General features: G+C 53.8%; 23 protein-coding genes. 13 read left to right on the top strand and 10 right to left on the bottom strand.

Annotated features, from left to right (window positions below):
- Positions 1-12: 12 nt before the first annotated feature.
- Together kdpA and kdpF are read right to left on the bottom strand one after the other, a co-directional pair.
- Positions 13-1,701 carry a potassium-transporting ATPase subunit KdpA gene (gene kdpA / locus DY231_RS16705; protein WP_115630111.1) on the bottom strand — a complete coding sequence of 563 codons (1,689 nt, stop codon included), beginning with the start codon at positions 1,699-1,701 and terminating at the stop codon, positions 13-15.
- Positions 1,701-1,790 carry a K(+)-transporting ATPase subunit F gene (gene kdpF, locus DY231_RS16700; RefSeq protein WP_081908377.1) on the bottom strand — a complete coding sequence of 30 codons (90 nt, stop codon included), beginning with the start codon at positions 1,788-1,790 and terminating at the stop codon, positions 1,701-1,703. The genes kdpA and kdpF overlap by 1 nt, the downstream gene beginning before the upstream one ends.
- Positions 1,791-2,097: 307 nt before the next feature.
- Between kdpF and DY231_RS16695 the strand changes: the two genes are divergently transcribed.
- From DY231_RS16695 to menE, 8 genes are all read left to right on the top strand, one after another.
- Positions 2,098-2,304, top strand: coding sequence for a YbfA family protein (locus tag DY231_RS16695; protein ID WP_034494057.1), 207 nt, complete (start codon positions 2,098-2,100; stop codon positions 2,302-2,304).
- Positions 2,305-2,469: 165 nt separating this feature from the next.
- Positions 2,470-2,769, top strand: coding sequence for a stress response protein ElaB (gene elaB / locus DY231_RS16690; protein ID WP_115630109.1), 300 nt, complete (start codon positions 2,470-2,472; stop codon positions 2,767-2,769).
- Positions 2,770-2,934: 165 nt separating this feature from the next.
- Complete coding sequence (menF, locus tag DY231_RS16685; RefSeq protein WP_115630107.1) at positions 2,935-4,236, top strand: isochorismate synthase MenF; 1,302 nt, start codon at positions 2,935-2,937, stop codon at positions 4,234-4,236.
- 80 nt (positions 4,237-4,316) lie between these two features.
- Complete coding sequence (gene menD / locus DY231_RS16680) at positions 4,317-5,987, top strand: 2-succinyl-5-enolpyruvyl-6-hydroxy-3-cyclohexene-1-carboxylic-acid synthase (RefSeq protein ID WP_115630105.1); 1,671 nt, start codon at positions 4,317-4,319, stop codon at positions 5,985-5,987.
- The gene (gene menH, locus DY231_RS16675) at positions 5,984-6,766 is read left to right on the top strand and encodes a 2-succinyl-6-hydroxy-2,4-cyclohexadiene-1-carboxylate synthase (protein ID WP_115630103.1); all 783 of its coding nucleotides are present in this window, start codon (positions 5,984-5,986) and stop codon (positions 6,764-6,766) included. Before menD ends, menH begins: the two co-directional genes overlap by 4 nt.
- The gene (menB, locus tag DY231_RS16670; protein ID WP_115630101.1) at positions 6,763-7,620 is read left to right on the top strand and encodes a 1,4-dihydroxy-2-naphthoyl-CoA synthase; all 858 of its coding nucleotides are present in this window, start codon (positions 6,763-6,765) and stop codon (positions 7,618-7,620) included. The genes menH and menB overlap by 4 nt, the downstream gene beginning before the upstream one ends.
- The gene (gene menC / locus DY231_RS16665) at positions 7,620-8,585 is read left to right on the top strand and encodes an o-succinylbenzoate synthase (protein WP_115630099.1); all 966 of its coding nucleotides are present in this window, start codon (positions 7,620-7,622) and stop codon (positions 8,583-8,585) included. The genes menB and menC overlap by 1 nt, the downstream gene beginning before the upstream one ends.
- On the top strand, positions 8,582-9,946 hold the full coding sequence (menE, locus tag DY231_RS16660; protein WP_115630097.1) for an o-succinylbenzoate--CoA ligase: 1,365 nt from the start codon (positions 8,582-8,584) through the stop codon (positions 9,944-9,946). The genes menC and menE overlap by 4 nt, the downstream gene beginning before the upstream one ends.
- Before the next feature lie 45 nt (positions 9,947-9,991).
- Here the strand turns inward: menE and DY231_RS16655 are convergent, their stop codons facing one another.
- The 3 genes from DY231_RS16655 to DY231_RS16645 all read right to left on the bottom strand — a co-directional run bounded on the left by DY231_RS16655 (position 9,992) and on the right by DY231_RS16645 (position 13,081).
- Entirely contained in the window at positions 9,992-11,509 is a 1,518-nt protein-coding gene (locus tag DY231_RS16655) for a tripartite tricarboxylate transporter permease (protein ID WP_115630095.1), read from the bottom strand.
- Between the two features lie 147 nt (positions 11,510-11,656).
- Positions 11,657-12,088: a tripartite tricarboxylate transporter TctB family protein gene (locus tag DY231_RS16650; protein WP_115630093.1), complete on the bottom strand. Its 432-nt coding sequence runs from the start codon at positions 12,086-12,088 to the stop codon at positions 11,657-11,659.
- 12 nt (positions 12,089-12,100) lie between these two features.
- Positions 12,101-13,081, bottom strand: a complete 981-nt coding sequence (locus tag DY231_RS16645) for a Bug family tripartite tricarboxylate transporter substrate binding protein (RefSeq protein WP_115630091.1) — start codon at positions 13,079-13,081, stop codon at positions 12,101-12,103.
- A 132-nt stretch (positions 13,082-13,213) separates the two neighbouring features.
- Between DY231_RS16645 and tctD the strand changes: the two genes are divergently transcribed.
- From tctD to DY231_RS16625, 4 genes are all read left to right on the top strand, one after another.
- Positions 13,214-13,888 (top strand): transcriptional regulator TctD, encoded by a 675-nt coding sequence (gene tctD, locus DY231_RS16640; RefSeq protein WP_115630089.1) that lies wholly within the window; start codon positions 13,214-13,216, stop codon positions 13,886-13,888.
- Positions 13,875-15,281: a sensor histidine kinase gene (locus tag DY231_RS16635; RefSeq protein WP_115630087.1), complete on the top strand. Its 1,407-nt coding sequence runs from the start codon at positions 13,875-13,877 to the stop codon at positions 15,279-15,281. The genes tctD and DY231_RS16635 overlap by 14 nt, the downstream gene beginning before the upstream one ends.
- 164 nt (positions 15,282-15,445) lie before the next feature.
- Entirely contained in the window at positions 15,446-15,988 is a 543-nt protein-coding gene (locus DY231_RS16630) for a YfaZ family outer membrane protein (RefSeq protein ID WP_115630085.1), read from the top strand.
- 101 nt (positions 15,989-16,089) lie between these two features.
- On the top strand, positions 16,090-17,286 hold the full coding sequence (locus tag DY231_RS16625; RefSeq protein WP_115630083.1) for a nicotinamide mononucleotide deamidase-related protein YfaY: 1,197 nt from the start codon (positions 16,090-16,092) through the stop codon (positions 17,284-17,286).
- A 3-nt stretch (positions 17,287-17,289) separates the two neighbouring features.
- Here the strand turns inward: DY231_RS16625 and glpC are convergent, their stop codons facing one another.
- From glpC to glpA, 3 genes are read right to left on the bottom strand one after another with little or no spacing between them, the layout of a single operon-like run.
- Positions 17,290-18,489 carry an anaerobic glycerol-3-phosphate dehydrogenase subunit GlpC gene (gene glpC / locus DY231_RS16620; protein WP_172588702.1) on the bottom strand — a complete coding sequence of 400 codons (1,200 nt, stop codon included), beginning with the start codon at positions 18,487-18,489 and terminating at the stop codon, positions 17,290-17,292.
- Complete coding sequence (gene glpB / locus DY231_RS16615) at positions 18,486-19,745, bottom strand: glycerol-3-phosphate dehydrogenase subunit GlpB (RefSeq protein WP_115630081.1); 1,260 nt, start codon at positions 19,743-19,745, stop codon at positions 18,486-18,488. The genes glpC and glpB overlap by 4 nt, the downstream gene beginning before the upstream one ends.
- Complete coding sequence (glpA, locus tag DY231_RS16610) at positions 19,742-21,361, bottom strand: anaerobic glycerol-3-phosphate dehydrogenase subunit A (protein ID WP_115630079.1); 1,620 nt, start codon at positions 21,359-21,361, stop codon at positions 19,742-19,744. The genes glpB and glpA overlap by 4 nt, the downstream gene beginning before the upstream one ends.
- Positions 21,362-21,598: 237 nt before the next feature.
- On the opposite strand from glpA, the gene glpT reads away from it, so the two are divergent.
- Positions 21,599-22,957: a glycerol-3-phosphate transporter gene (gene glpT, locus DY231_RS16605; RefSeq protein ID WP_115630077.1), complete on the top strand. Its 1,359-nt coding sequence runs from the start codon at positions 21,599-21,601 to the stop codon at positions 22,955-22,957.
- Between the two features lie 89 nt (positions 22,958-23,046).
- Here the strand turns inward: glpT and yfaE are convergent, their stop codons facing one another.
- Positions 23,047-23,301: a class I ribonucleotide reductase maintenance protein YfaE gene (gene yfaE, locus DY231_RS16600; protein WP_115630075.1), complete on the bottom strand. Its 255-nt coding sequence runs from the start codon at positions 23,299-23,301 to the stop codon at positions 23,047-23,049.
- A gap of 3 nt (positions 23,302-23,304) precedes the next feature.
- Positions 23,305-24,435 (bottom strand): class Ia ribonucleoside-diphosphate reductase subunit beta, encoded by a 1,131-nt coding sequence (nrdB, locus tag DY231_RS16595; protein WP_034494083.1) that lies wholly within the window; start codon positions 24,433-24,435, stop codon positions 23,305-23,307.
- Positions 24,436-24,491 lie beyond the last annotated feature (56 nt).

Here is a 24,491-nt window from a genome sequence, read left to right as displayed (position 1 = left end):
GAAGCCTCTTAATCACATATTCACTAAGGAAAGGTGTTCCGCAACCGGGCCTAAAGCGAGGGCGGGAATAAAGGTCAGCGCACCGACTAACAGCACTGTGCCAATCAGCAAGCCGATAAACAGCGGGCCGTGGGTGGGTAAGGTGCCGATGCCTGCGGCCTGCGACTTTTTAGTGACCAGCGAGCCTGCAATAGCCAGCACCGGGATAATCACAGCAAAGCGGCCGAACCACATGCACACTGCCAGCAGAACGTTCCAGAAAGGGGTATTGGCGCTTAGACCGGCAAATGCGCTGCCGTTGTTATTGGCCGCAGACGAGACGGCATACAACACTTCGCTAAAGCCATGAATGCCGGGGTTGAGCATTCCCGCGCGACCGGCGTCGGTCATCATCGCCAGTGCGGTGCCAAGCAGCACTAAAGTCGGCGTAACCAGTATTGCCATGGCGGTCATTTTCATCTCGGCAACGTCAATTTTTTTACCGAGATATTCAGGCGTGCGGCCAATCATCAACCCGGCGATAAACACTGTCAGTAAGACGAACAACAACATGCCGTACAGCCCGGAGCCGACGCCGCCGAACACCACTTCACCTATTTGCATCAGCCACATTGGGATCATGCCGCCAAGTGCGGTGAAGGAATCATGCATCGCGTTAACGGCGCCACAGGAAGCGGCGGTGGTAATCACAGAAAACAGGCTACTGACCAATATCCCGAAGCGGCTTTCTTTGCCTTCCATGTTGATATTGCTGTCCGCGCCGAGCAGTGTGAAATGCGTATTCCCGCTAGTTTCGGCCCACATCACCACCACAACGCAAATGACAAAAATTACCGCCATCGCCCATAAAATCGCGCGTCCCTGGCGTTTGTCGCTGACGGCTTCGCCAAAGGCAAAACACAGCGCGGTGGGGATCAAGAAGATCGCCAGCATCTGCACAAAGTTGGTCAGGGCGGTTGGGTTCTCGAACGGGTGCGAAGAGTTGGCATTAAAGAACCCGCCGCCGTTGGTGCCGAGCATTTTGATAGCCTCTTGCGAAGCGACCGGGCCCATCGGCAACACGTGCTGCACGCCTTCAAGCGAGGTGAAAGGCTGATATGCCGCGACGTTTTGCAATGTGCCCTGGCTGATAAAGAACAGCGCAATCAGCAGTGAAATCGGCAGCAAAATGTAAAGCGTGATGCGAGTCAAATCGACCCAGGCGTTACCGAGCGTGTGAGTGCTTTGACGGGAAAATGCGCGGATCAGCGCAAATACCACGGCAATACCGGTGGCCGCAGATAAGAAGTTTTGCACCGTCAAACCGACCATCTGGCTGAAATAGCTCAGCGTGGTTTCACCGCTGTAGGACTGCCAGTTAGTGTTAGAGACAAAACTGACGGCGGTGTTTAACGCCAGATGCCAGGAAAGCCCAGGCAATTGCTGCGGGTTAAGCGGCAAACTCCCTTGCGTTAGCAAAATGACGAACAGCAGCACCAGACCAAAAACGTTAAAGGCAAGGATCGCTGCCAGATACCGCTTCCAGCTCATCTCCTGGCTGGCGTCGGCTCCCAGCAGTTTTATGAACAGCGAGTCCATTGTCCCCAGAACAGGCAGCGGCTCGCCATCGATGAAGCGCGTCAGCACGCTCCCCAGAGGTTTTGCCAGGGCAAAAAGCACCAACAGGAAACTGCCAATCAGTAAAAATGCGGAAGCGGCCATCAGAACGCCTCCGCATTGATCAGGGCATAAATTAAATATCCCAACAGCATAAAGACCAGCACCACACCGGCTATCAGACCTGCACTCACAATCCACCTCGGTAGTTATAAGGAATTGGAATGAGTGTGAAAGTTTCAGTGCAAAGATGTCGTAAAAGTCGCAGGGCAGGGTGTAAAAAAAGTATAAAAATCACAGAAGCCATTAATTAACTAATGGTTAGTATTTATTTAACCTTTTTGTAACTTAATTACAGGCGAAATTGTAAATTAGTGGCAAAAAGTGATTTTAAGTGGTCGGAGGAGTAGTAAACTTTCAGGCAATGCGATACTATTTTAGCCAGATGACAAGTTCTATTTTCCCGGTGTTTGCTACCGGTCACAATTTAAGGGAGGAATTATGAGCTTATACAAAGACTATCCACTGCATCAGGTCTTCCTGCGTCGCACTTTCGTGGTTCTGGCAGGTGTCCTGGCGTTGCCAGTGATGCTGTTCTGGAAAGATCGTTCCCGCTTTTACAGCTACCTGCATCGCGTATGGTCTAAAACCAGTGAAAAACCGGTCTGGATGGCGCAAGCCGAAGCCGCATCCGGTGATTTTTACTGAGTTTGCCGAAATGAGAAGAAACCGCCACCTTGTTGGCGGTTTTTTTATGCCTGAAGATAAGTCGACGTCGGCATTGCACATCCAGGTTTAGCGAATCACTGAGCGAAAAGCACTAGCATTGTCTATAGTTAGCGGACGAGCATTTTTTAAACACGGAGAACAGTGATGCAACCGTATGAATCTCGTCTTGATGATGATTTAACTTTGCTGAGTGAAACGTTAGAAGAAGTGCTGCGTTCCTCAGGTGATCCGGCAGACCAAAAATACATTGAGTTGAAAGAACGAGCCGAACAGGCGCTCAGTGAGGTCAAAGCGCGGGTGAGTAATGCTTCAGATAATTACTACTATCGTGCAAAAAAAGCTGTTTATCGCGCTGATGATTATGTCCATGAAAAACCATGGCAAGGAGTGGGTGTGGGGGCGGCGGCAGGCCTGGTACTAGGGCTTTTATTAGCCAGGCGCTAGATACCCTTCGCCCTTCAAATTGCAGGGGCGTTGGCTGCTTTTGCAGCAACTGGGGTATAATAATTGCGTCAAGTGCCAGCAGAAAAATCTTACCCATTGGGTGGGATTTTTTTTTGCCGCCATGACCACGTATAATCAGGGGTTTTCAGGGAAGGTGAGGTAAACGTGAATTCAGTTGTCGTCGCGCTGCAACAGTTACAGCTTGCATTGAACGCAGAATTTGCGGATGCGCCGGGCTTAGAACAACTCTCCGTTGCTATAAGTCTGAGTGATGCCTCAGATGCTCTTGCGTGGCTGACCAGCCAACGTCTGTATCCCCAATTTTACTGGCAACAGCGCAGTGGCGATGATGAAATCGCGGCACTTGGCGCGTTGCGAAACTTCGAAACCTTAGACACCGCCAGCGCATTTCTCAACGATTATGCCGACCAGCCCACACTTCGTATCACTGGCGTAAATGCGTTTTCGCCCACGACAAGCTGTTTATTCCTCCCACGTCTTGAGTGGCGACGCATGGGTGGCAGCGCTTATCTTTATCTTCATTTGTATAGTGAAACTTCCTTACAAGATGATGCGCGTGAGGCGCGACACTTCCTCGAACAACTGTTGCCTGCCAAACTGCTGCCTTCGCAACGTTTAAACTGCGTGGGCGAACAACACATTCCGACCCAGCCTGAATGGCATCAGCTTATCGAGCGAGCGACGACGGCGATAGAACAGCACGAACTCGATAAAGTGGTGCTGGCCAGAGTCACCGATTTGCAATTTACCGCGGCAGTTTCTGCGGCGGGTTTTATGGCGGCGAGTCGGCGGGTAAACCTGAACTGCTATCATTTTCTGATGGTATTTGATGCCAGCCATGCGTTCCTCGGCTCAAGCCCGGAGCGGCTATGGCGGCGAATCGATTGCGCATTACGCACCGAAGCATTAGCGGGAACCGTCTCTAACCATCCGGATGAACATCGTGCCTGGTCACTCGGGCAATGGCTGTTAAAAGACGATAAAAATCAGCGTGAAAACATGCTGGTTGTGGAAGATATTTGCCAGCGCCTGCAAAAATCCGTGGGCGCGATTGATGTTCTGCCCCCGCAAATTGTGCGACTGCGAAAGGTGCAGCATTTGCGTCGCTGCATCTGGACGGAACTTGCGAAGCCTGACGATGCGCAATGCCTGGCTTTGCTGCAACCCACCGCCGCCGTTGCAGGTTTGCCTCGGGATGTGGCGCATCAATTCATTACCCAATACGAACCGTTTGAACGTGAATGGTATGCAGGATCCGCCGGGTATATATCGCAACGCCAGGCGGAATTCTGTGTCGCCTTACGCTCGGCAAAAGTCACCAATAACATGGTGCGGTTATACGCCGGAGCGGGCATTGTCGCGGGTTCAGACGCCGCGGAAGAATGGCAGGAAATAGAAAATAAAGCGGCTGGATTACGAACGCTATTGACGAAAACAACGTTCTAAATGCTATTACCGACCCACATCAAAATATTCATCTCAACAATAATTATAATGAGTCAGCAAAATTGACTCAGGACTGAACTATGTCGATAAGCTCGTTTAACCGCCGTTGGGCTACGGTAATTCTTGAAGCGCTAACTCGCCACGGCGTGCGCCATGTGTGCATCGCTCCGGGTTCGCGTTCTACGCCGCTGACGCTTGGCGCGGCCGAAAACCGGGCTTTTATTTGCCATACGCACTTTGATGAGCGGGGTTTAGGGCATCTGGCATTAGGCCTGGCAAAAGCCAGTCAGGCTCCTGTCGCCATCATTGTGACCTCCGGCACGGCAGTTGCAAACCTCTATCCGGCCATTATTGAAGCCGGTTTGACGGGTGAAAAACTGGTGGTTCTCACCGCCGATCGCCCGCCCGAGCTTATTGATTGCGGTGCTAATCAGGCCATTCGCCAGCCTGGAATTTTTAGCTCCCATCCTACTGATTCGATTAACTTACCGCGTCCAACGCAGGATATTCCCGCTCGCTGGTTGGTTTCGACGATAGATCACGCACTCGGCCAGCAAACGGGCGGTGCCGTTCACATCAATTGTCCCTTTGCCGAACCGTTATATGGCGAACCTGATGAAACCGGCATGAGCTGGCAACAGGCGCTGGGCGACTGGTGGCAAAGTGATAAACCCTGGCTGCGCACCGGCTCCGCACAAGAAGCGGTGAAACAACGCGACTGGTTTTTCTGGCGACAAAAACGCGGCGTGGTCGTAGCTGGCCGTTTGAATGCCGAAGAAGGAAAACACGTTGCCGCATGGGCAAAAATGCTCGGCTGGCCGCTGATTGGCGATGTGCTCTCGCAAACGGGTCAACCGTTGCCCTGTGCGGATTTATGGTTAAGCAACAGCCAGGCGGTGAATGAACTTGCCGAAGCACAAATTATTATCCAGTTCGGCAGCAGCCTGACCGGAAAACGCGTTCTGCAATGGCAAGCGACCTGTGAGCCTGAAGAATACTGGCTGGTGGATAATCTACCCGGCCGACTCGACGCGGCAAACCATCGTGGCCGCCGCCTATCGTGTGATATTAGCGAGTGGCTGGAGCTGCATCCGGCTGAGAAACGCGTGGCATGGGATGAGAAATTAACCACGCTGGCAAAAATCGCGCAGCAGGCGGTGAAGAAAGGCACGACTGAATTTGGCGAAGCGCAAGTCGCCGCGCGTCTGCCTGAATTGTTACCGGATGCCGGGCAACTGTTTGTCGGCAATAGCCTGATTGTTCGCCTGGTGGATTCTTTCGCGCAATTGCCTGCGGGTTATCCGGTTTACAGCAACCGTGGCGCAAGCGGTATTGATGGTTTGCTCTCAACGGCGGCGGGGGTGCAACGCGCGACGGCACGCTCGACGCTGGCCATTGTGGGCGACCTTTCAGCGCTTTACGACATGAACTCGCTGGCACTTTTACGTGAAGTCTCCGCGCCGTTTGTGCTGCTGATTGTGAATAATAACGGCGGGCAAATCTTCTCATTGTTGCCCACGCCTGCCGCTGAGCGCGAGCGCTTCTACTGCATGCCGCAAAACGTCAATTTTTCCCACGCCGCGGCAATGTTCAGTCTCAGTTACCATAACCCGGCGAGCTGGGACGAATTACAAACCGCCGTCGACCATGCCTGGCGCACGCCGCACGCGACAGTTATCGAGCTGACGGTGGGTGAAACCGACGGTGCACAAACGTTGCAGCATTTGCTGGCGCAGGTCAGCCAGGCATGATTTTACATGCGGTTTTTCGTGAAGGGCGCAATGCAAATTTGCCATGCCTGGTTTGGTTGCACGGTTTTTTAGGCTGCCAGCAAGAGTGGCAATCTCTCAGTGACAACTTCACCGACTGGCCGCAACTGCACATCGACTTACCCGGTCACGGAAAATCGGCGGATATTAAGGCCGAAAGTTTCCAACAGGTTGACGAATTACTGCGTAAAACCTTGCTTAGTTACAACATACTAAAATACTGGCTGATCGGTTATTCACTCGGCGGGCGAGTGGGGATTTACCACGCCTGTCACGGTGAAAATGCGGGTTTGCAGGGTTTGATTGTTGAAGGGAGCCACCCCGGCCTTGCGGATGAAAATGCGCGTGCTGAAAGGCAATCCAGCGACCAGCGTTGGGCGCAGCGATTGCGTACCGAACCCCTAAATGACGTGCTTGCAGACTGGTATCAACAGCCGGTATTTCAGTCGCTCAATGATGAGCAGCGTCGCGAACTCATTGCTGTTCGCAGCCAGAATAATGCGTTAAGTCTCGCTGCTATGCTTGAAGCCACGTCATTAGGAAATCAGCCCAATTTGCAGGCCGCGCTACAACAATTGCCGCAGCCTTTTTACTACATCTGTGGTGAGTGGGACGAAAAGTTCCGCGCCGTGGCGCAAAGCTCAGGCCTGACACCACATCTTATTACTGCCGCAGGCCACAATGCGCACCGGGAAAATCCAGCCGCATTCAGTGTTTGCCTGCTCAACTTATTGCGAAAACCTGGCGAGGAAACACCATGATTTATCCAGATGAACAAATGCTTTATGCCCCGATTGAATGGCAGGATTGCTCGGAAGGTTACACCGATATCCGTTATCACAAGTCTGCCGATGGCATTGCGAAAATCACCATCAACCGCCCGGAAGTCCGCAACGCATTCCGCCCGCTGACCGTCAAAGAGATGATCAATGCGCTGGCTGATGCCCGTTATGACGACAATATTGGCACCATCATTCTGACCGGTGAAGGCGAAAAAGCCTTCTGCGCAGGTGGCGACCAGAAAGTGCGTGGTGATTACGGCGGCTATCAGGACGCAAGCGGCACTCACCACCTGAACGTGCTCGATTTCCAGCGCCAGATTCGTACCTGTCCAAAACCGGTTGTGGCGATGGTTGCTGGCTACTCCATCGGTGGCGGTCACGTGCTGCACATGATGTGTGACCTGACGATTGCCGCTGAAAACGCGGTCTTCGGCCAGACTGGCCCGAAAGTCGGTTCGTTCGACGGCGGTTGGGGTGCTTCTTACATGGCGCGTATCGTCGGCCAGAAAAAAGCCCGTGAAATTTGGTTCCTGTGCCGCCAGTACGACGCGAAAGAAGCGCTGGATATGGGCCTGGTCAACACCGTGGTGCCGAATGCCGACCTGGAAAAAGAGACCGTACGCTGGTGTCGTGAAATGTTGCAAAACAGCCCAATGGCGCTGCGTTGCCTGAAGGCTGCACTGAATGCCGATTGCGATGGTCAGGCGGGTCTGCAAGAACTGGCGGGTAACGCCACTATGCTGTTCTACATGACCGAAGAGGGTCAGGAAGGCCGCAACGCGTTCAACCAAAAACGCCAGCCGGACTTCAGCAAATTTAAACGGAATCCGTAATGCGTCGCGTCGAATTGTGGCGCTTTCAGGTGCCGATGGATGCGGGTGTGGTGCTGCGTGATCGGCGCCTGAAAACGCGTGACGGTCTACTGCTGCGCCTGACAGACGGCGACAAACAAGGCTGCGGTGAGATTTCGCCGTTGCCGGGTTTTAGCGCAGAAACGCTCGAAGAGGCGCAAAACGTGGCGCAGGCCTGGCTACAGACCTGGCAAACGGGCCACAACGACGAATTGCCCGAAATGCCGTCGGTGGCATTTGGTCTGAGTTTTGCGCTGGCGGAAATCAGCGGTGAATTGCCACAGCAGGCGGATTACCGCGCCGCGCCGTTGTGTACCGGCGACCCAGACGAACTGTTTGCCATGCTTGCCGCTATTCCCGGCGAGAAAATCGCCAAGGTGAAAGTGGGTCTGTACGAAGCTGTGCGCGATGGCATGGTGGTCAATTTGTTGCTCGAAGCGATGCCTGATTTGCGTTTGCGTCTTGATGCCAACCGTGGATGGACACCGCTCAAAGCGCAGCAGTTCGCCAAATATGTGAACCCGGATTTCCGCCCGCGGATCGCGTTTATCGAAGAACCGTGCAAAACACGCGAGCAGTCGCGCGAATTTGCTCGTGAAACGGGTATCGCCATCGCCTGGGATGAAAGCCTGCGTGAACCTGATTTTGAATTTGCCGCCGAACCGGGGCTGAGTGCAGTCGTTATCAAGCCCACTTTAACCGGCAGCCTGGCGAAAGTTCGTCAACAGGTCGAGCAGGCCCATGCGCTGGGGTTGACGGCGGTCATTAGCTCGTCGATTGAATCAAGCCTCGGCCTGACACAACTGGCGAGAATTGCCGCGTGGTTAACGCCGCAAACTTTACCCGGCCTGGATACGCTGTCGTTGATGCAGGCGCAGTTAGTGCGCGAATGGCCAAATAGCCCGCTTCCGTGCTGGTCACTGGAATCCCTTGAGCGAGTGTTATGAGTTTTCAAGATTTTCCGTGGCAACACTGGGCGCAAATTCACGGTAGTCAACTCGCGCTGACGTTAGGCCATGAAAGCCTGACCTGGCGCGAGTTGTGCCAGCGTGTTGATCGGCTGGCAGGCGGTTTCCAGCAGCAAGGTGTACGTGCGGATCAAGGCGTCGTGCTGCGCTCGAAAAACTCCCCGGAAATGGTGCTGGCGTTTCTCGCATTATTACAATGCGGGGCGCGCGTTTTACCGCTCAATCCGCAATTACCGGATTCATTACTCGAGCAATTACTTCCTGAGCTGACCATTAGCCATGCGCTTACTTTCGGCTCGCCGCTTAGCGTTGCGCATATCAATGCGTTAACGCTGGTGGAAGGCGAGGGTTATCATGCCGAGTGGCAGCCCTCGCGATTTGCCTCGATGACGCTGACCTCTGGCTCCACGGGTTTGCCAAAAGCCGCGGTGCATACCGTTGCGGCGCATCTTGCCAGCGCCGCTGGGGTGTTAGCGGTAATGAACTATGGTGCGAGCGATAGCTGGTTGCTTTCGTTGCCGCTGTTCCATGTTTCCGGGCAGGGCATTTTGTGGCGCTGGTTATTGGCGGGCGGTTGCCTGGTGGTGCGTGATTTACAGCCGTTAGATGAAGCGCTGCAAGGCTGCACTCACGCCTCGCTGGTGCCGACCCAACTCTGGCGTTTGCTGGAACGCTCATCTCCCCTGGCGTTGCGCGAAGTGTTGCTGGGCGGGGCGGCTATTCCCGTTGAACTCACCCAGGCGGCACAGGAAAAAGGGATCAATTGCTGGTGCGGTTATGGCTTAACAGAGCTGGCATCAACGGTGTGCGCTAAACGCGCTGACGGGTTGCCGGATGTTGGCGAAGCATTGCCGGGTCGCGAAGTTAAAGTCGTTGATGACGAAGTGTGGATTCGTGCCAGCAGCCTGGCTTCAGGTTACTGGAAATCAGGTGTTGTGCAGCCGCTGGTGAACGCTGAAGGATGGTTTGCCACCCGCGATCGTGGCGTTTTACATGGCCGTCGGCTGACGATTATTGGCCGTCTCGACAACCTGTTTTTCAGCGGCGGGGAAGGGATCCAGCCGGAAGAAATTGAAAGCGTTATCGCGCAGCACCCGGCAGTCAGCCTGGCGTTTGTCGTCCCGGTTGATGATGCCGAATTCGGCCAGCGCCCGGTGGCGGTCGTTGAAGCCGAAGAAGATTTTGATATATCGCTGCTGACCGAATGGCTACAGGGCAAAGTGGCGCGTTTTCAGCAGCCCGTGCGTTGGCTGCGTTTGCCCGATGAGATGAAGCAGGGTGGGATTAAGATTTCGCGTTTGCAATTAACGTTGTGGGTAAAGCGGGTGGCTAAAATTTAGACCCACCCGCCTGATTTAATGTCGGGGGCGCTGCGCTTGCCCGACCTACAAACCTGACTCTAAAACTGATTTATTACGCTGGCGGCGAATCAAACGCAGAACCGGCGGCACAACGATAACCACAATCGCCATAATCAACAGGCTTTTCGCCACGCCACTTTCCCACAGAATGCTCAACCCGCCGTTGCTGATAGACAGCGCGCGACGCAGGTTTTGCTCGAGCATTTCCCCGAGAACAAAACCCAGAATCAGCGGCGACATCGGGAAGTGCATCTTACGCAGGATATAACCCAGCACACCCAGCCCGACCATCAACAGCAAGTCGAAAGTGGTGCTGTGAACCGCATAAACGCCTACCGCAGAAACGGCAGCAATTGCAGGCACCAGGAACCACAGCGGAATGCTCAACATCTTAGTAAAGAAGCCGATGAGCGGAATGTTCATAATCAGCAGCATCACGTTGGCAATCAGCAATGACGCAATCAATCCCCAAACGATATCCGGTTGCTCGGTAAACATGGCCGGGCCTGGCGTGATGTTATAAAGCGTCAGCGCGCCCATCATCACTGCCGTGGTGCCGGAACCTGGAACACCCAGCGTTAACATCGGGATAAACGAACCGCAGGCCGAAGCATTGTTTGCCGCTTCCGGCGCGGCCACGCCGCGAATATCGCCTTTACCAAAGGTTTCGCTATTACCGCTGATTTTCTTCTCGGTCATATAGGCAATGGCACTGGCGATGGTGGCTCCCGCGCCCGGCAGAATGCCGACGAAGAACCCGATAACCGAAGATCGCAGCGTTGCTCCCGTGCATTGTGCGGCTTCCTTCATGTTAAACATCATGCGCCCGGTTTTGCGGACCAGAACCTGCCCGCTGCTGGTGCTTTCGAGCATTAACAGGATTTCTGAAACCGAGAACAGGCCAATAACCACCACAATAAATTGCACACCGTCGGAGAGGTGAACGCTATCAAATGTGAAGCGATATACCCCGGTGTTGGCATCCACTCCGACGGTGGCAAGACCCAGACCAATCAACGCTGCAAGGAACGACTTCAGCGGATTTTGTGCCATCATGCTGCCAAGGCAGGCAATGGCAAAAACCATTAAGGCAAAGTATTCCGCAGGGCCAAATGCCAGCGACCACTGCGCCAGTGCTGGAGCAAAAAGGATGATGCCGGTAATGGCCAGCAATGAACCGATAAACGAACTCACCGCAGAAATGGATAACGCCACGCCACCGCGACCTTCTTTTGCCATCGGGTAGCCATCGAGCGCGGTCATGATGGCAGCCGCATCCCCCGGCACGTTAAGCAGTATTGATGAGATACGCCCTCCGTATTCGCATCCAATGTAGACCGTAGCCAGTAGAATCAGTGCGGACTCCGGCGGTAATTTCAGAGCGAACGCCAGCGGCAGCAAAATCGCTACGCCGTTAATTGGGCCGAGGCCAGGTAGCAGCCCGACGATGGTGCCAACAAAGCAGCCAATCAGGGCAATCATCAGGTTTTCCGGCGTCAGAGCAACGGCAAAACCTTGCGATAAATAAAACCAGGTATCCATAAGTACTCCGTTCGCCCCGTCATCTTTCAAGTTGCAGATGCGTTGGCTCCACTCACGCACCCCAGTCACTTACTTTAGTAAGCTCCTGGGGATACCTGAGTTTACCGCCTTCCTGCACCTCGAAATCTAAAGGGGCTAGATCGTAGGTCAGTTCAGCCAAACGCCGAGAGGAAGGGTCACATCCAGCAGGCGGTCAAAGGAGTAAAACAACACTCCACCCATCACTACGCCAGAAATTAATGCCGCCGGAATCGTTGCACCAAACAGTAAACCGAAACTGGCGGTGAGGAGCGTCGTTGCCAGTGGGAAGCCGAGCCATTCAAATGCCCAGGCGTAGATTGCCAGGCTAATAATCATGATCAGCAGGCGCTGCAACGTCCGGCGATGCGGCCACTCCACGACATCGGGATGGCGCAAAATCAGCAACACCGCGCACATCAGCATCAAGCCGAGAATGGCTAAAGGAAACGGGCGTGGCCCGACGGGTTCATAGCTGTATTCGCTCTGAATTTGCCAGCCGACAAACAGGCCGCCAATACACAGAACAATCCAGATCCCGGCAAAAATACGATCGCTCATCATCGCCTCCGGTTATTTAGCAAGCCCAAACGCTTTGGCTTGTTCGCGATAACCCGTCACCTGTTTCTTCACGTAGTCATCCAGTTCTTTGCCGCTCATGTTGAACTCGAACAGGCCGCGCAAGTCACGTTGCTTTTTGAAATCTTCGGTTTGCTGGAGCTTGTTAAAGGTTTCGACCCACCACTGGTATTCCGCATCAGTCACCTTCGGTCCGACGTAGAAGCCACGAATAATCGGCCATACCAGGTCAAAACCTTGCTCTTTTGCGGTAGGGATTTTTGCCAGTTGGCCGGGCAGACGCTCTTCAGAGAACACCGCCAGCACGCGCAGTTTGTCACCATTGAGATACGGTACCATTTCGCTCAAATCGCCCGATACCGCTTGCACATGGTTGCCCATCAAGGCTGTAACCGGCTCGCCGCCGCCTTCAAAGGCGACGTAACGCATCTTGTGAGGATCGACATGGGCTTTTTGCGCCAGTAGCGCGGTTTTCATCCAGTCCTGGCTGCCGATAGATGCACCCGCACCAATCACCACGCTGTTAGGATCTTTCTCCATCGCCGCGAGCAGCGATTTCAAATCTTTCCACGGCGAGTCAGCCCGCACCGCAATCATGCCGTAATCGGTGCCAACACTTGCCAGCCAGCGCACGTCATCGACGCCATAACGGCCAAACTTACCTTGCGACAGGTTCAGCAGAGAACCACCGGAAAATGCGACCACCGTTCCTGCTTCGGCAGGGCGCTGGGCAACAATCGCGTTATAGGCAACCGCCCCAACGCCGCCGGGCATGTAAGTCACGCGCATCGGTTTTTCCAGCACGCCGGTTTCTTGCAGGCTGACCTGAATCAGTTTGCAGGTCAGGTCAAAACCGCCGCCGGGCTTGGCCGGAGCGATACATTCGGTGCGGGATGGGACTTCTGCTGCCAGCGTATTAAAAGCAGTTAACAACAAAGCTGAAGCGGTAAGGGCAGAGAGTAGGGTTCGTTTCATTTTCATCCTCACGTTAAACCGGTAGATGTTTCTCATTATGTGAGCCGCCTTGCAGTAGCTCAGTTGCGTGATTGTTAAGTCATTAACCTTTCATTTACCTTTCATGCGTGCCGAAACTTTACAGGATGTGATATGCGTCTCTTACTGGCGGAAGATAACCGTGAGCTGGCTCACTGGCTGGAGAAAGCCCTGATACAAGCGGGCTTTGCGGTGGATTGCGTTTTTGACGGGCAGGCAGCCGACCATCTATTACAAAACGAACGTTATGCGGTCGCGGTGATGGATATCGGGATGCCGAGAATGGATGGTCTTGAGGTATTACAGCGTTTGCGCAAGCGCGGGCAGACGCTGCCGGTACTGTTGCTGACGGCGCACAGCGCGGTGAGTGACCGTGTGAAAGGGCTGAATACCGGAGCCGACGATTATTTGCCGAAACCGTTTGAATTAGAGGAACTGGATGCGCGACTGCGGGCGCTGGTGCGGCGCAGCGAAGGACAAATCCATGAGCAGCAGCAACTGGGGCAGCTCGGTTTACATGATGACGGCTATTTTCTGCTGAAGAATAAACCGCTGGCGTTAACCCCGCGTGAACACGCTATTTTGACGGTACTGATGTACCGCCGCACGCGCCCCGTTCCCAAACAGCAACTGTTTGAACAGGTGTTTAGTTTGAGCGATGAAGCCAACCCGGAAAGTATCGAGCTATATATTCATCGGCTACGCAAAAAATTGGCCAGCAGTAATGTGCAAATCACCACGCTACGCGGGCTTGGCTACGTGCTGGAGTGCAGCGATGCAAACCATTAAGCCGCAATCGTTATTCGGACAATTGCTGCTTTTTCTCGGTTTACCGCTGTTTATTTTGTGGGGTTTTTCTGCGGTCAGCAGTTATCTGAGCGCGATGAATGCCGCGACACAAGCCTACGACCGCACTTTGCTGGCCTCGACCCGCACCGTTGCAGAGAAGTTGGTTGTGCATGATGGAAAGCTTGACGTGGAGGTGCCCTGGGTGGTGCTCGACAGCTTCGAGCGCAATATGAATGACCGGCTCTATTACAAAGTCACCGACACGCAGGGCAAAGTGATTTCGGGTTATGACGATTTACCCGACATGCCTGAAAACACGCCGGGCACTGAGCTTTACCCTGCGCTGGCGTGGTTTTATGACGCGACGTATCGCGGGCAAACGCTGCGCGTTGCGCGTCTGCTCCAGCCGGTTAACGAGGGGGGAGTAAACGGCATGGCGCAAATTATCGTCGCCGAAACCGTTCAATCGCGGCACTACCTGGCGGTGCGTTTATTGGCTTCGGCCACGCTCACTCAGGGCGGCCTGGTGTTACTGACGTTAACGCTTGCCTGGCTATTATTACGACGCGTGCTCAAACCGATGCGCCAGCTTTCCGTGCAGATGGTGCGCCGTGACCCAGGCGATTTAACACCATTGCCCGATTTATTGCCCTGGTCTGAAACCCGCTTATTGATTGTTTCATTTAACCGCTACATCGAAAGCCTGCGCGGCGTGCTGGCCCGGCAATCGCGGTTCAGCGCCGATGCTTCTCACCAGTTGCGAACGCCATTAACCGTGTTAAAAACCCAGGCTGCCGTGGCGCTCAGTAGCCCTGATCCGATGCAGTGGCGTGAAAGCCTGGTCGCGATGCAAACCACCCTCGATAGCACCATTCATTTAACCGAACGCTTATTACAGCTTTCACGTTTAAGCCGCCTCGACCAGACAGAGGGGCAGGCCATGGAGCCGGTAGATTTGGTGAAAATCGCCCAGGCGTGCTGTTTCTCGAGCATGGCGCAGGCGAGAAGTAAAAATATCGATCTGGGTTATGAAGGGTTAGACGAGGTATGGATAACGGGCGAGCCTGTTTTGCTGGCTGAGCTATGCATTAACCTGCTGGATAACGCGCTGAAATATACGCCGGAAAATGGCGTGGTCACGATTCGGGTGACTCGTGATGAAACGCAATGTGCCTGGCTGGAAATTGAGGATAGCGGCCCAGGCATTGAGAGCGGGCTGGTTCGCCATGCGCTAATGCCGTTCCATCGTTTAGATAATAGTGCTGCACAAAATGGGGCGGGAATTGGACTGGCACTGGTGAATGATATTGCGCGTTATCACCGGACGAGACCTGAGTTATTGCGTGCAGAATCGGGTGGATTGCTGGTGAGAGTTAAACTGGCTGCGGTTTAACAACAGGCGGGGGCAAATCCAGTGACTCTCGCCCTGGCCTTTCATTTTCATTTTCTTACAAACGAAAGACAAAAAGCATTTCTAACACATTGATTACATCAATACTGGCTGTAAAATCGGCCTCTTTTCAGGGACATCCCTTTTTACTGCTTAGGATTGAAAGCATGAACAAATTATTAATAGCAACTGTTGCCGGTCTGGCTCTCGTTTCAGCATCAGCAAGCGCGATTAGCATCAGTGGCCAGGCGGGTGAAAAATACACCAACGTGGCAGTTGGCTTTGGTCAGGATTCAGCAGGCCTGACGATGAACGGCAACTACGCCCATAACGATGACGACGGTGATACCGCAGGTTTAGGTCTGGGTCTGAATGTTCCATTGGGCCCATTTATGGGTACCGTGGGTGGTCGTGCGGTATATCTGAATCCAAAAGATGGCGATGAAGGTTACGCCGTTGCCGTCGGCGGCGGTTTGAGCTGGAAAATCTTCGACAGCTTCTCCGTGTTCGGTGATTACTACTACTCTCCAGACTCTCTCTCAAGCGGCGTAAAAGATTATCAAGAAGCTAGCGCTGGCGCACGCTGGACCATTATACGTCCAATTACCGTAGAAGCCGGTTATCGCTATATTGGCGTTGATGGCAAAGATGGCAACCGTGATAACGCCATCGCAGACGGCCCGTACGTCGGCGTTTCCGCCGGTTTTTGATTTATCCAGGCCGCAGCAGCTCTGCTGCGGCTTACTCATTTCCCGCCGATCTTCATCCGCTTGAGTTATAGTAATTCGTTCCCTTCCCGCGGAGTTTAACAATGATAAAAGTGGAAATGCTGTCTACCGGCGACGAAGTGCTGCATGGTCAAATTATTGATACCAACGCAGCCTGGCTTGCTGATTACTTTTTTAACCAGGGTTTACCGATGTCGCGCCGTAACACGGTGGGTGACAGTCTTGACGATCTCATTGCAGTGCTTAAAGAGCGCAGCGAGCAGGCCGATATTCTGATTGTGAACGGTGGGCTTGGGCCAACCAGCGACGATCTCAGTGCGCTTGCCGCCGCCACTGCCGCAGGTGTGGAACTGGTGATGCATCAGGAATGGCTTGCGCAAATGGAGCGTTTCTTTGCCGAGCGTGGGCGTGAAATGGCACCGAGCAATCGCAAACAAGCGCTGATTCCTGCAACCAGCGAAATGGTGGATAACCCGGTCGGCACCGCGTGTGGCTTTGCGCTGCAACTCAACCGCTGCCTGATGTTTTTCACTCCTGGTGTGCCTTCTGAATTTAAAGTGATGGTCGAGCAACAAATCATGCCGCGCTTGCGCGAACGCTTTGTTCTGCCTGAACCTCCAGTTTGCCTGCGTCTGACGACGTTTGGGCGCTCTGAAAGCGAACTGGCGCAAAGCCTTGAACCGATCCCGTTGCCGGAAGGGGCTGTGATGGGCTATCGCTCATCCATGCCAATTATCGAGCTAAAACTGACCGGCCCTGCCACGCAGCGCGCAGCAATGGAAGCCGTCTGGCCTGAAGTTCAGCGCGTGGCGGGTGAAAGCACCATTTTTGAAGGGACTGAGGGTTTACCTGCGCAGTTGGCGCAACGTCTGCGCGAAGCATCGCTCAACGTTGCGGTCAGCGAGCAATTCACCGCCGGGCTGCTGTGTTTGCAACTCTCCAGCGCACAAGCGCCGCTGGGTAACAGTGAAGTGCTTTCCGCGCGCCCTGAAACCCTGATGCAAATCACTGAGCGTGCAAAGGCCTTCGCGCTGCAAGCGGGGAGTGCGGTGGCGCTGGTGGTCGGGTGCCTCGATGATGAGCATCTGAATTTCGCCCTGCATACGCCAAAAGGCACTTACGGTCTGCAAGTGAAGTTCAGCGTGACCCGCCACGCCCTGCGCATCCGCCAGGAAGTCTGCGCGATGATGGCGTTAAACATGCTGCGCCGCTGGCTCAATGGGCAGGATGTTGCCGCCGAGCATGGCTGGGTTAACGTTGTCGACTCACTAGAAATCTAAAAGCTAAGCGAGCGCCCGCGCCAGAAGCGTAATCGGGTGCTCGCATTTTTTACGGGTAGACATCTCAATCTGCCATTTACAGGTTTCGCAATCCGTCACGACTAAATCGACCCCACTTTCTTCTATTTGCTGGAATAACGGCGCTCCGATGCTTTGCGACGTATTATAGTTTTCCTTTTTAAATCCATAGGTTCCGGCAATCCCGCAGCATTGAGACTCCAGTATTATCAGTTCCACACCCGGCAGACGGCGTAATAAATCGAGCGTATATAACGACCAACCCATTTTCTCCATATGGCATGGCGTGTGATAAGCAATTCGTAACGGCAATGCTTTAAGCTTTAGCTCTTTCCCGCTTTCCAGCTGCTTCCAGATAAAACGTGTCGCCAGTTCTATATGGTCGCGCATCGGGCGAGTGTCGATGTCCAGTACCTGCGGGTATTCGTCGCGTAAAGTAAACGTGCAGGTAGACGATGTGGCAATCACCGGAAGCCCTTGCTCAATCACCGCTTTCTCCAGAGAGGCTGCGTTTATCGCGGCCTGTTTTTTGGCTTTGTCGATAAAACCGTTAGCAATTAATGGCACGCCACAGCATTTTTCCCGCTCCAGCAATTGCACGCCAAACCCCATGGCGTTCATCACGCGGACTAAATCTTTGCCGAGATCGGAGTGATTGTAATTAACGTAACAGCCGTGGAAAAACGCGACCTGTTCCGCAAAAGCTTTTTGAGCGGCGGCTTGTTTGCGATACCAGCTGCGAAACGTGCCGGAAGAGTATTTGGGCAATTCGCGATGACCGTCAATGCCGAGCGTTTTATCGAGCAAATTGCGCACTGGTTTGAGCGACGTCGCGGTGTTGACCAGCGGTGAAAACGGCGTCGAGAGCGTGCCCATTAAATCGGTATGGCTGAGAATGGCATCTCTTAGATTGAATCTGGATTTACCGTAGCGAGCTTTAGCGCGTTGGATAATATCGCCAATTTTCACATCAGACGGACAGGCCACTTCGCAACGTTTGCAGTTGGTGCAATATTTCAACGCATCATCGTAAAGCGCTGCATCTTTCAGCCGCAGGCGTTCGCCATCTGGCCCGGATTGCTTTGGACCAGGATAATCAGGATTGACCCGGCTCACCGGGCAAACGGTGGTGCAAACGGTGCATTTAATACAATTTTCGAAACTCTTTTCATCAAGCAGATTCATTGGTTTCTCCCCTGAATCTCAAGAATTTGCCGGGCGACATGCAGTGCGCCCATCATTGAAACACCTGCGCCGCATCCTTGTTCGATGGGGTCGAAGCCCGCGAGCACCGAGCCGATAGCAAACAGATTTTCGATGCGCTGCCCGTCACGAGAAGGGTGAAAGTGTTCATCAACGATAACGCCCGCCTGCAAATAAGGTTGCGGGCTGAAAAAATCCTCTTTGCTCCAGCCTTCACGCTGCGCCGGGGCACGAACATCAAGACCAAAAATAGCTTCGCGGATACCGTCAAATTTCGCTTGCAGGCCATTACTGAAAAAGCTGCCGCTGGCGAGCACAACATGCCTGGCTCGCAGGGGGACTTCGCCGTGATTGCGGGTGAAAAGTGCGGTGACGTTATGGTTTTCCACTTCCGTGTTCACGACGGCATCACCCGGCATGATAATCCCGCCCAACTGCTGGAAACGGCGGCGCAATTGTTGGGACATGCGCATGCCGAGCACTGACGGCGGAAGGGTGGGCAGCAGGCGCAGCGGGCAGGATAACTGGCGGCTGATATTCTGCCAGGCGAGTGAGTTTTCGCTTCCCAGACAGGCCGGAAGGAAGAGGGCGTCGGTGTTGTTCGCCAGCATTTTAAGCTCCTCAATAAACAGGCGCTGCTGCTCCGACATATCCAATACGCGGGCGATGTTGGCGGCGCGAAATTCGCTGGGGTTGTTACGCAGCGTGTCTAAGGCTGGAAGCGTCAGCTCGGCTACTTGAACCTCAATATTATTATCCGCAAGCGAACCGGCGACCAGTTCAGGCTGGAAATCAAGAAAACCGGCAATCCCGACCACTGTAATGCGCTGCCACGCGAGGGGAGCCAAGGGAATTTCTTCCGGGCTTAACCACGTTGCCCGTTGTGTTCCCAGCGGTGTGATGCGCTGATGGTTTTGCTGATAACTTCCTGTGAGCGTGATATTGCACCGGGCCAGCAGCGCCTCGCTTTCGGCCGCATAACGGCAGACGTTGTCTGCACCCATCAGGCTATAAGGGTGTTCAGGGGCTTGTTGTTTCAGGGCTTCGAGTGCGTTTAAAGGAGAGTTTACCGGGCTGCCGTCGGGCAATTGCGCCAGCAAATCCAACGAACCTGACGAAAAATGCAGGGCGCTTTGCCCACGACTGACGATGGCGCAATGAAGACCCGCCTCCGCCAGACGAACCCCGCATACCAGTCCGGCTAAACCACCGCCAATAATCAGACTGTCGAATTTCATTGTGGTGATCCTTTTTTTAGTCCGCACAATCCCTGGTAAACCCAGGCGGTGAACTCGCTTTCCCTCAGCGCATCATCCCAGGCGATCGGGCGAATACCTTTCCAGCGTTCATTGAGAAAAATGGAAAGCTGCTCGAGCGATTGCGCAGGTGTTGAGGTGCCAAAACGTTGTAATAAACCGGCGGCGCGACAGGCGCAAAGTTCCCCCTGGCAAGTCCCCATTCCCACGCGGGTGCGGCGGCGTAAATCGCCAAGATTACTGACGGCCAAATTGTTAACCGCGTAACGGACTTCGCCTGCGGTGACGGCTTCACACTCGCAAACCAGGCTGTTGCTTAGACGATCCCCGGCCAATAGCTGCCCGGCGCGGTCGCCATGACGCCAGACCGCCGAGCGCCGGATGGTGAGGGGTAAAGAAATGACTTTGCTCAGGGTTTCTTCCGGAGAGCTTCCTGAGCCTGGAAGCGGCTCCGTTGCGGTGGTGCAAGCCTGGGTATTACCGAGCTTTTCACAAACCGCGTTCGTCGCCCATTCGGCCATCAGGCGATATGTCATCAGTTTGCCGCCGGTGATGGTGATAAACCCTTCCATCCCGTCGCGCTTTGCGTGATCAAGCAGCACGATTCCTCGGCTGGCGTTGCGTCCGGTCGGATCGTTGTCGCTTGCCACCAGCGGGCGTACCCCTGCGTAAGCGCGCAGAATACGAGTCTCCGCGAGTTTTGGCGCAAGTTTCGAGCCTTCACGAATCAGGATATCGACCTCTTGCGGCGTGACGCGCATATTGTCGATTTGGTCATATTCAATGGGCGTGGAAGTGGTGCCAATCAGTGAAATCGTATCGCCGGGCACCAGAATATCGGCGTCAGCAGGTTTGCGGCAGCGGTTGATCACCATGTTATTGATGCGATGGCCAAGAATGAGCAGCGAGCCTTTTGCGGGCAGCATCCGCACGCGCAAATCAGCATATTCCGCGATGTGCTGGCCCCAAATCCCGGCCGCATTCACCACTACGCTTGCGTATAAATCGTGCTGTTGTTGGGTTTGGTGGTTATAGACGCGCACCCCACAAACCCGATCGCTGTTGCGAATCAGACCGGTAACTTCCTGGCCGGTGAGAATTTCAGCGCCGTGTTCTCTGGCATCCAGCATATTGGCGGCGGTCAGGCGGAAGGGGTCGACGGTGCCATCAGGCACGCGCACCGCGCCAATCAATTCAGGGTTTGCGGCGGGTTCCAGGTGTAATGCTTCTTTGGGTTCGATGCGTTGAGCGTCTATTCCTGCGTCCTGGCAGGAGGCGATAAAAATAGTCTGGAGAGATAAATCGTCTTCGGGAAGGGTGATAAACAAGCCGTCGGTGCGTTCGATGCAATGGCGAGCGATACGTTTGAGGATGCGGTTTTCTTCAATGCATTCTCTGGCCGATTCGCTGTCCGTCATGGCGTACCGCGCGCCGCTGTGGAGTAAGCCGTGGTTTCGCCCCGTCGCCCCGGTGGCGATATCGTGTCTTTCGAGCAGCAGCGTTTGCAACCCGCGACGGGCGCAGTCGCGAGCAATTCCCGCACCGGTTGCGCCACCGCCGATAATAATGACATCCCTCTCTTTGCGTCCCGTCGCCATGCTCTGCTCCTGAAGAATTCTCTTGAACACAATTGAGCCACAAATCAATTTTAAAATGTTTGATATCGAGCAAATTCGAGCATAAATCGAAAGTAAAGTGTGATGTTATGCACCTTTTCGATAGTTTGTAATAAAAATGTAATATGTTGTGGGGTGTTTCACACTAACTCACCCCGATAATCCTTAACATGCGCTCGCAAATGAACATGGCTTATAAACCCTGCCACGGAGGCATTTATGCTAAGCATTTTCAAACCCAGCGCGCACCAGCCCCGGCTAAAGAACGAGCACATTGACCCAACTTATAAACGCCTGCGCTGGCAAATTTTTATGGGGATTTTCTTCGGTTACGCGGCCTATTACCTGGTGCGTAAAAACTTCACGCTGGCGATGCCGTACTTGATTGAGCAAGGTTTCTCGCGGGGGGATTTAGGATTCGCGCTTTCCGGTATTTCTATCGCCTACGGCTTTTCAAAATTCATCATGGGGTCAGTCTCTGACCGCTCGAATCCACGCGTTTTCTTACCCGCCGGTTTGATTCTGGCGGCAGCCGTGATGCTATTTATGGGGTTTGTGCCATGGGCGACATCCAGCATCGCGGTGATGTTCGTGCTGCTGTTCCTGTGTGGTTGGTTCCAGGGAATGGGCTGGCCGCCGTGTGGGCGCACCATGGTGCATTGGTGGTCCAAGAAAGAGCGTGGCGGAATTGTATCTGTATGGAACTGCGCACATAACGTGGGCGGTGGTTTGCCGCCGCTGCTGTTCTTACTCGGGATGGCATGGTTTAACGACTGGCACGCGGCACTTTATATGCCAGCCTTTGCGGCGATTCTGGTGGCGCTGATTGCCTTTGCATTAATGCGCGACACCCCGCAATCCTGCGGCTTGCCACCCATCGAAGAGTACAAAAACGATTACCCGGACGACTATAACGACAAAACGGAAGAGGAGCTGACGGCTAAACAGATTTTTATGCAGTACGTGTTCCCTAACCGCCTGCTGTGGTACATCGCCATTGCTAACGTTTTCGTCTACTTGCTGCGTTACGGCATTCTCGACTGGTCGCCAACGTATCTGAAAGAAGTGAAGCACTTTGCGCTGGATAAATCCTCCTGGGCTTATTTCCTTTATGAATACGCAGGGATCCCAGGGACGCTGCTGTGTGGCTGGATGTCGGATAAAGTGTTCCGCGGCAACCGTGGCGCAACCGGTGTGTTCTTTATGATTCTGGTGACGATTGCGACCATTGTTTACTGGCTGAACCCGCCGGGTAATCCGGGTGTGGATATGGCGTGTATGATTGTGATTGGCTTCCTGATCTACGGCCCGGTGATGCTGATTGGTCTACATGCGCTGGAACTGGCACCGAAAAAAGCCGCGGGAACGGCAGCGGGCTTCACTGGCTTGTTTGGTTATCTCGGTGGGTCGGTCGCCGCGAGCGCCATTGTGGGTTATACCGTTGATTTCTTCGGCTGGGATGGCGGCTTTATGGTGATGATCGGCGGCAGTATTATGGCCGTGATTCTGCTGCTGGTGGTGATGGTGGGTGAGAACAAACATCATCAGGAAATGAAAGCCAGAGAAAATAGCCAGTAGCCAGGTCAAATGAATGTCGGATGTCGCTACGCTAATCCGACCTACGAAAAGCCGTTGTAGGGTGGATACGCGCAAGCGTCATCCACCCTTTACATCTCTATTTCAATATCGCCGTGCGCCTGGCAGCAACAGGGAAGTATTTCACCGGGCTGGATAAACGCCAGCGGTTCGGTAAGCCACTTAACCTGACCCGCAATTAAGCGAGTCCGGCAGGAGCCGCAATAACCTTCCCGACACTGATACTCGACGGTGACCTGATGTGATTCAAGCGTCGCCAGCAGGGAAGGGTGTTCTTCCCCGCATAACAGTTGTGCGCCGGATTTGCGTAATGTAATGCGGCTCATGGCTTAAAGCTGGAAATTGCTCAGGTCGTCAGCATCGACATTAGAGTCAATCTGGCCAACAAGATAAGAGCTGACTTCCACTTCCTGCGGTGCAACCTGCACGTTATCCGACACCAGCCACGCGTTGATCCATGGGATTGGGTTTGAACGTGTTTTAAATGGCAGATCCAGACCGACAGCCTGCATACGGATGTTGGTAATGTAATCAACATACTGGCACAGAATGTCTTTGTTCAGGCCGATCATTGAACCGTCGCGGAACAGATAGCTTGCCCACTCTTTTTCTTGTTCAGCAGCTAACACGAACAGGTCGTAACATTCCTGGCGGCATTCCACGGCGATTTCTGCCATTTCCGGGTCGTCTTCGCCGGAACGCATCAGGTTCAGCATATGCTGAGTCCCGGTCAAATGCAGCGCTTCGTCACGGGCGATCAGTTTGATGATTTTCGCGTTGCCTTCCATCAGTTCGCGCTCGGCGAAAGCGAAGGAGCAGGCGAAGCTGACATAGAAGCGAATCGCTTCCAGCGCGTTCACGCTCATCAGGCACAGATAAAGTTGGCGTTTCAGGGCGCGCAGATTCACGGTCACGGTTTTTCCGTTGACGTTGTGCGTGCCTTCACCCAGCAGATGCCAGTAGCTGGTCATTTCAATCAAGGTGTCGTAGTAACCGGAGATATCTTTCGCACGCTTTAAGATTTCCTGGTTGGTCACGATATCGTCAAACACAATCGCCGGATCGTTAACGATGTTGCGGATGATGTGCGTATAAGAACGCGAGTGGATCGTTTCGGAGAACGCCCACGTTTCAACCCAGGTTTCCAGTTCAGGGATGGAAATCAGCGGCAACAGCGCCACGTTCGGACTACGACCCTGAATGGAGTCCAGCAGCGTCTGGTACTTCAGGTTGCTGATGAAGATGTGTTTTTCATGATCCGGTAGCGCCTGGTAGTCGATACGATCGCGTGAAACGTCAACTTCTTCCGGACGCCAGAAGAAGGAAAGTTGCTTTTCGATCAGCTTTTCGAAGATGTCATATTTTTGCTGATCGTAGCGTGCCACGTTCACTGGCTGGCCAAAGAACATTGGCTCAGCGAGTTGATCGTTTTTCGTCTGTGAGAAAGTGGTGTATGCCATGAAATCAAATCCTGTAATGCGTCGAAAAAATCCCCTCAACTAGGTGAGGGGATTTT

Origin of the sequence: Buttiauxella agrestis (assembly GCF_900446255.1) — a bacterium.
Classification (GTDB): Bacteria; Pseudomonadota; Gammaproteobacteria; order Enterobacterales; family Enterobacteriaceae; genus Buttiauxella; species Buttiauxella agrestis.
This window is presented reverse-complemented; position numbering and strand designations above follow the sequence as displayed.

What these genes read in the sequence shown, in the direction of transcription:
- kdpA (WP_115630111.1), bottom strand. Translation starts at nt 1,701, where the DNA reads ATGGCCGCTTCCGCATTTTTACTGATTGGCAGTTTCCTGTTGGTGCTT.
- DY231_RS16695 (WP_034494057.1), top strand. Translation starts at nt 2,098, where the DNA reads ATGAGCTTATACAAAGACTATCCACTGCATCAGGTCTTCCTGCGTCGC.
- elaB (WP_115630109.1), top strand. Translation starts at nt 2,470, where the DNA reads ATGCAACCGTATGAATCTCGTCTTGATGATGATTTAACTTTGCTGAGT.
- menD (WP_115630105.1), top strand. Translation starts at nt 4,317, where the DNA reads ATGTCGATAAGCTCGTTTAACCGCCGTTGGGCTACGGTAATTCTTGAA.
- menH (WP_115630103.1), top strand. Translation starts at nt 5,984, where the DNA reads ATGATTTTACATGCGGTTTTTCGTGAAGGGCGCAATGCAAATTTGCCA.
- menB (WP_115630101.1), top strand. Translation starts at nt 6,763, where the DNA reads ATGATTTATCCAGATGAACAAATGCTTTATGCCCCGATTGAATGGCAG.
- menC (WP_115630099.1), top strand. Translation starts at nt 7,620, where the DNA reads ATGCGTCGCGTCGAATTGTGGCGCTTTCAGGTGCCGATGGATGCGGGT.
- menE (WP_115630097.1), top strand. Translation starts at nt 8,582, where the DNA reads ATGAGTTTTCAAGATTTTCCGTGGCAACACTGGGCGCAAATTCACGGT.
- DY231_RS16655 (WP_115630095.1), bottom strand. Translation starts at nt 11,509, where the DNA reads ATGGATACCTGGTTTTATTTATCGCAAGGTTTTGCCGTTGCTCTGACG.
- DY231_RS16650 (WP_115630093.1), bottom strand. Translation starts at nt 12,088, where the DNA reads ATGAGCGATCGTATTTTTGCCGGGATCTGGATTGTTCTGTGTATTGGC.
- DY231_RS16645 (WP_115630091.1), bottom strand. Translation starts at nt 13,081, where the DNA reads ATGAAACGAACCCTACTCTCTGCCCTTACCGCTTCAGCTTTGTTGTTA.
- tctD (WP_115630089.1), top strand. Translation starts at nt 13,214, where the DNA reads ATGCGTCTCTTACTGGCGGAAGATAACCGTGAGCTGGCTCACTGGCTG.
- DY231_RS16635 (WP_115630087.1), top strand. Translation starts at nt 13,875, where the DNA reads ATGCAAACCATTAAGCCGCAATCGTTATTCGGACAATTGCTGCTTTTT.
- DY231_RS16630 (WP_115630085.1), top strand. Translation starts at nt 15,446, where the DNA reads ATGAACAAATTATTAATAGCAACTGTTGCCGGTCTGGCTCTCGTTTCA.
- DY231_RS16625 (WP_115630083.1), top strand. Translation starts at nt 16,090, where the DNA reads ATGATAAAAGTGGAAATGCTGTCTACCGGCGACGAAGTGCTGCATGGT.
- glpC (WP_172588702.1), bottom strand. Translation starts at nt 18,489, where the DNA reads ATGAATCTGCTTGATGAAAAGAGTTTCGAAAATTGTATTAAATGCACC.
- glpB (WP_115630081.1), bottom strand. Translation starts at nt 19,745, where the DNA reads ATGAAATTCGACAGTCTGATTATTGGCGGTGGTTTAGCCGGACTGGTA.
- glpA (WP_115630079.1), bottom strand. Translation starts at nt 21,361, where the DNA reads ATGGCGACGGGACGCAAAGAGAGGGATGTCATTATTATCGGCGGTGGC.
- glpT (WP_115630077.1), top strand. Translation starts at nt 21,599, where the DNA reads ATGCTAAGCATTTTCAAACCCAGCGCGCACCAGCCCCGGCTAAAGAAC.
- yfaE (WP_115630075.1), bottom strand. Translation starts at nt 23,301, where the DNA reads ATGAGCCGCATTACATTACGCAAATCCGGCGCACAACTGTTATGCGGG.
- nrdB (WP_034494083.1), bottom strand. Translation starts at nt 24,435, where the DNA reads ATGGCATACACCACTTTCTCACAGACGAAAAACGATCAACTCGCTGAG.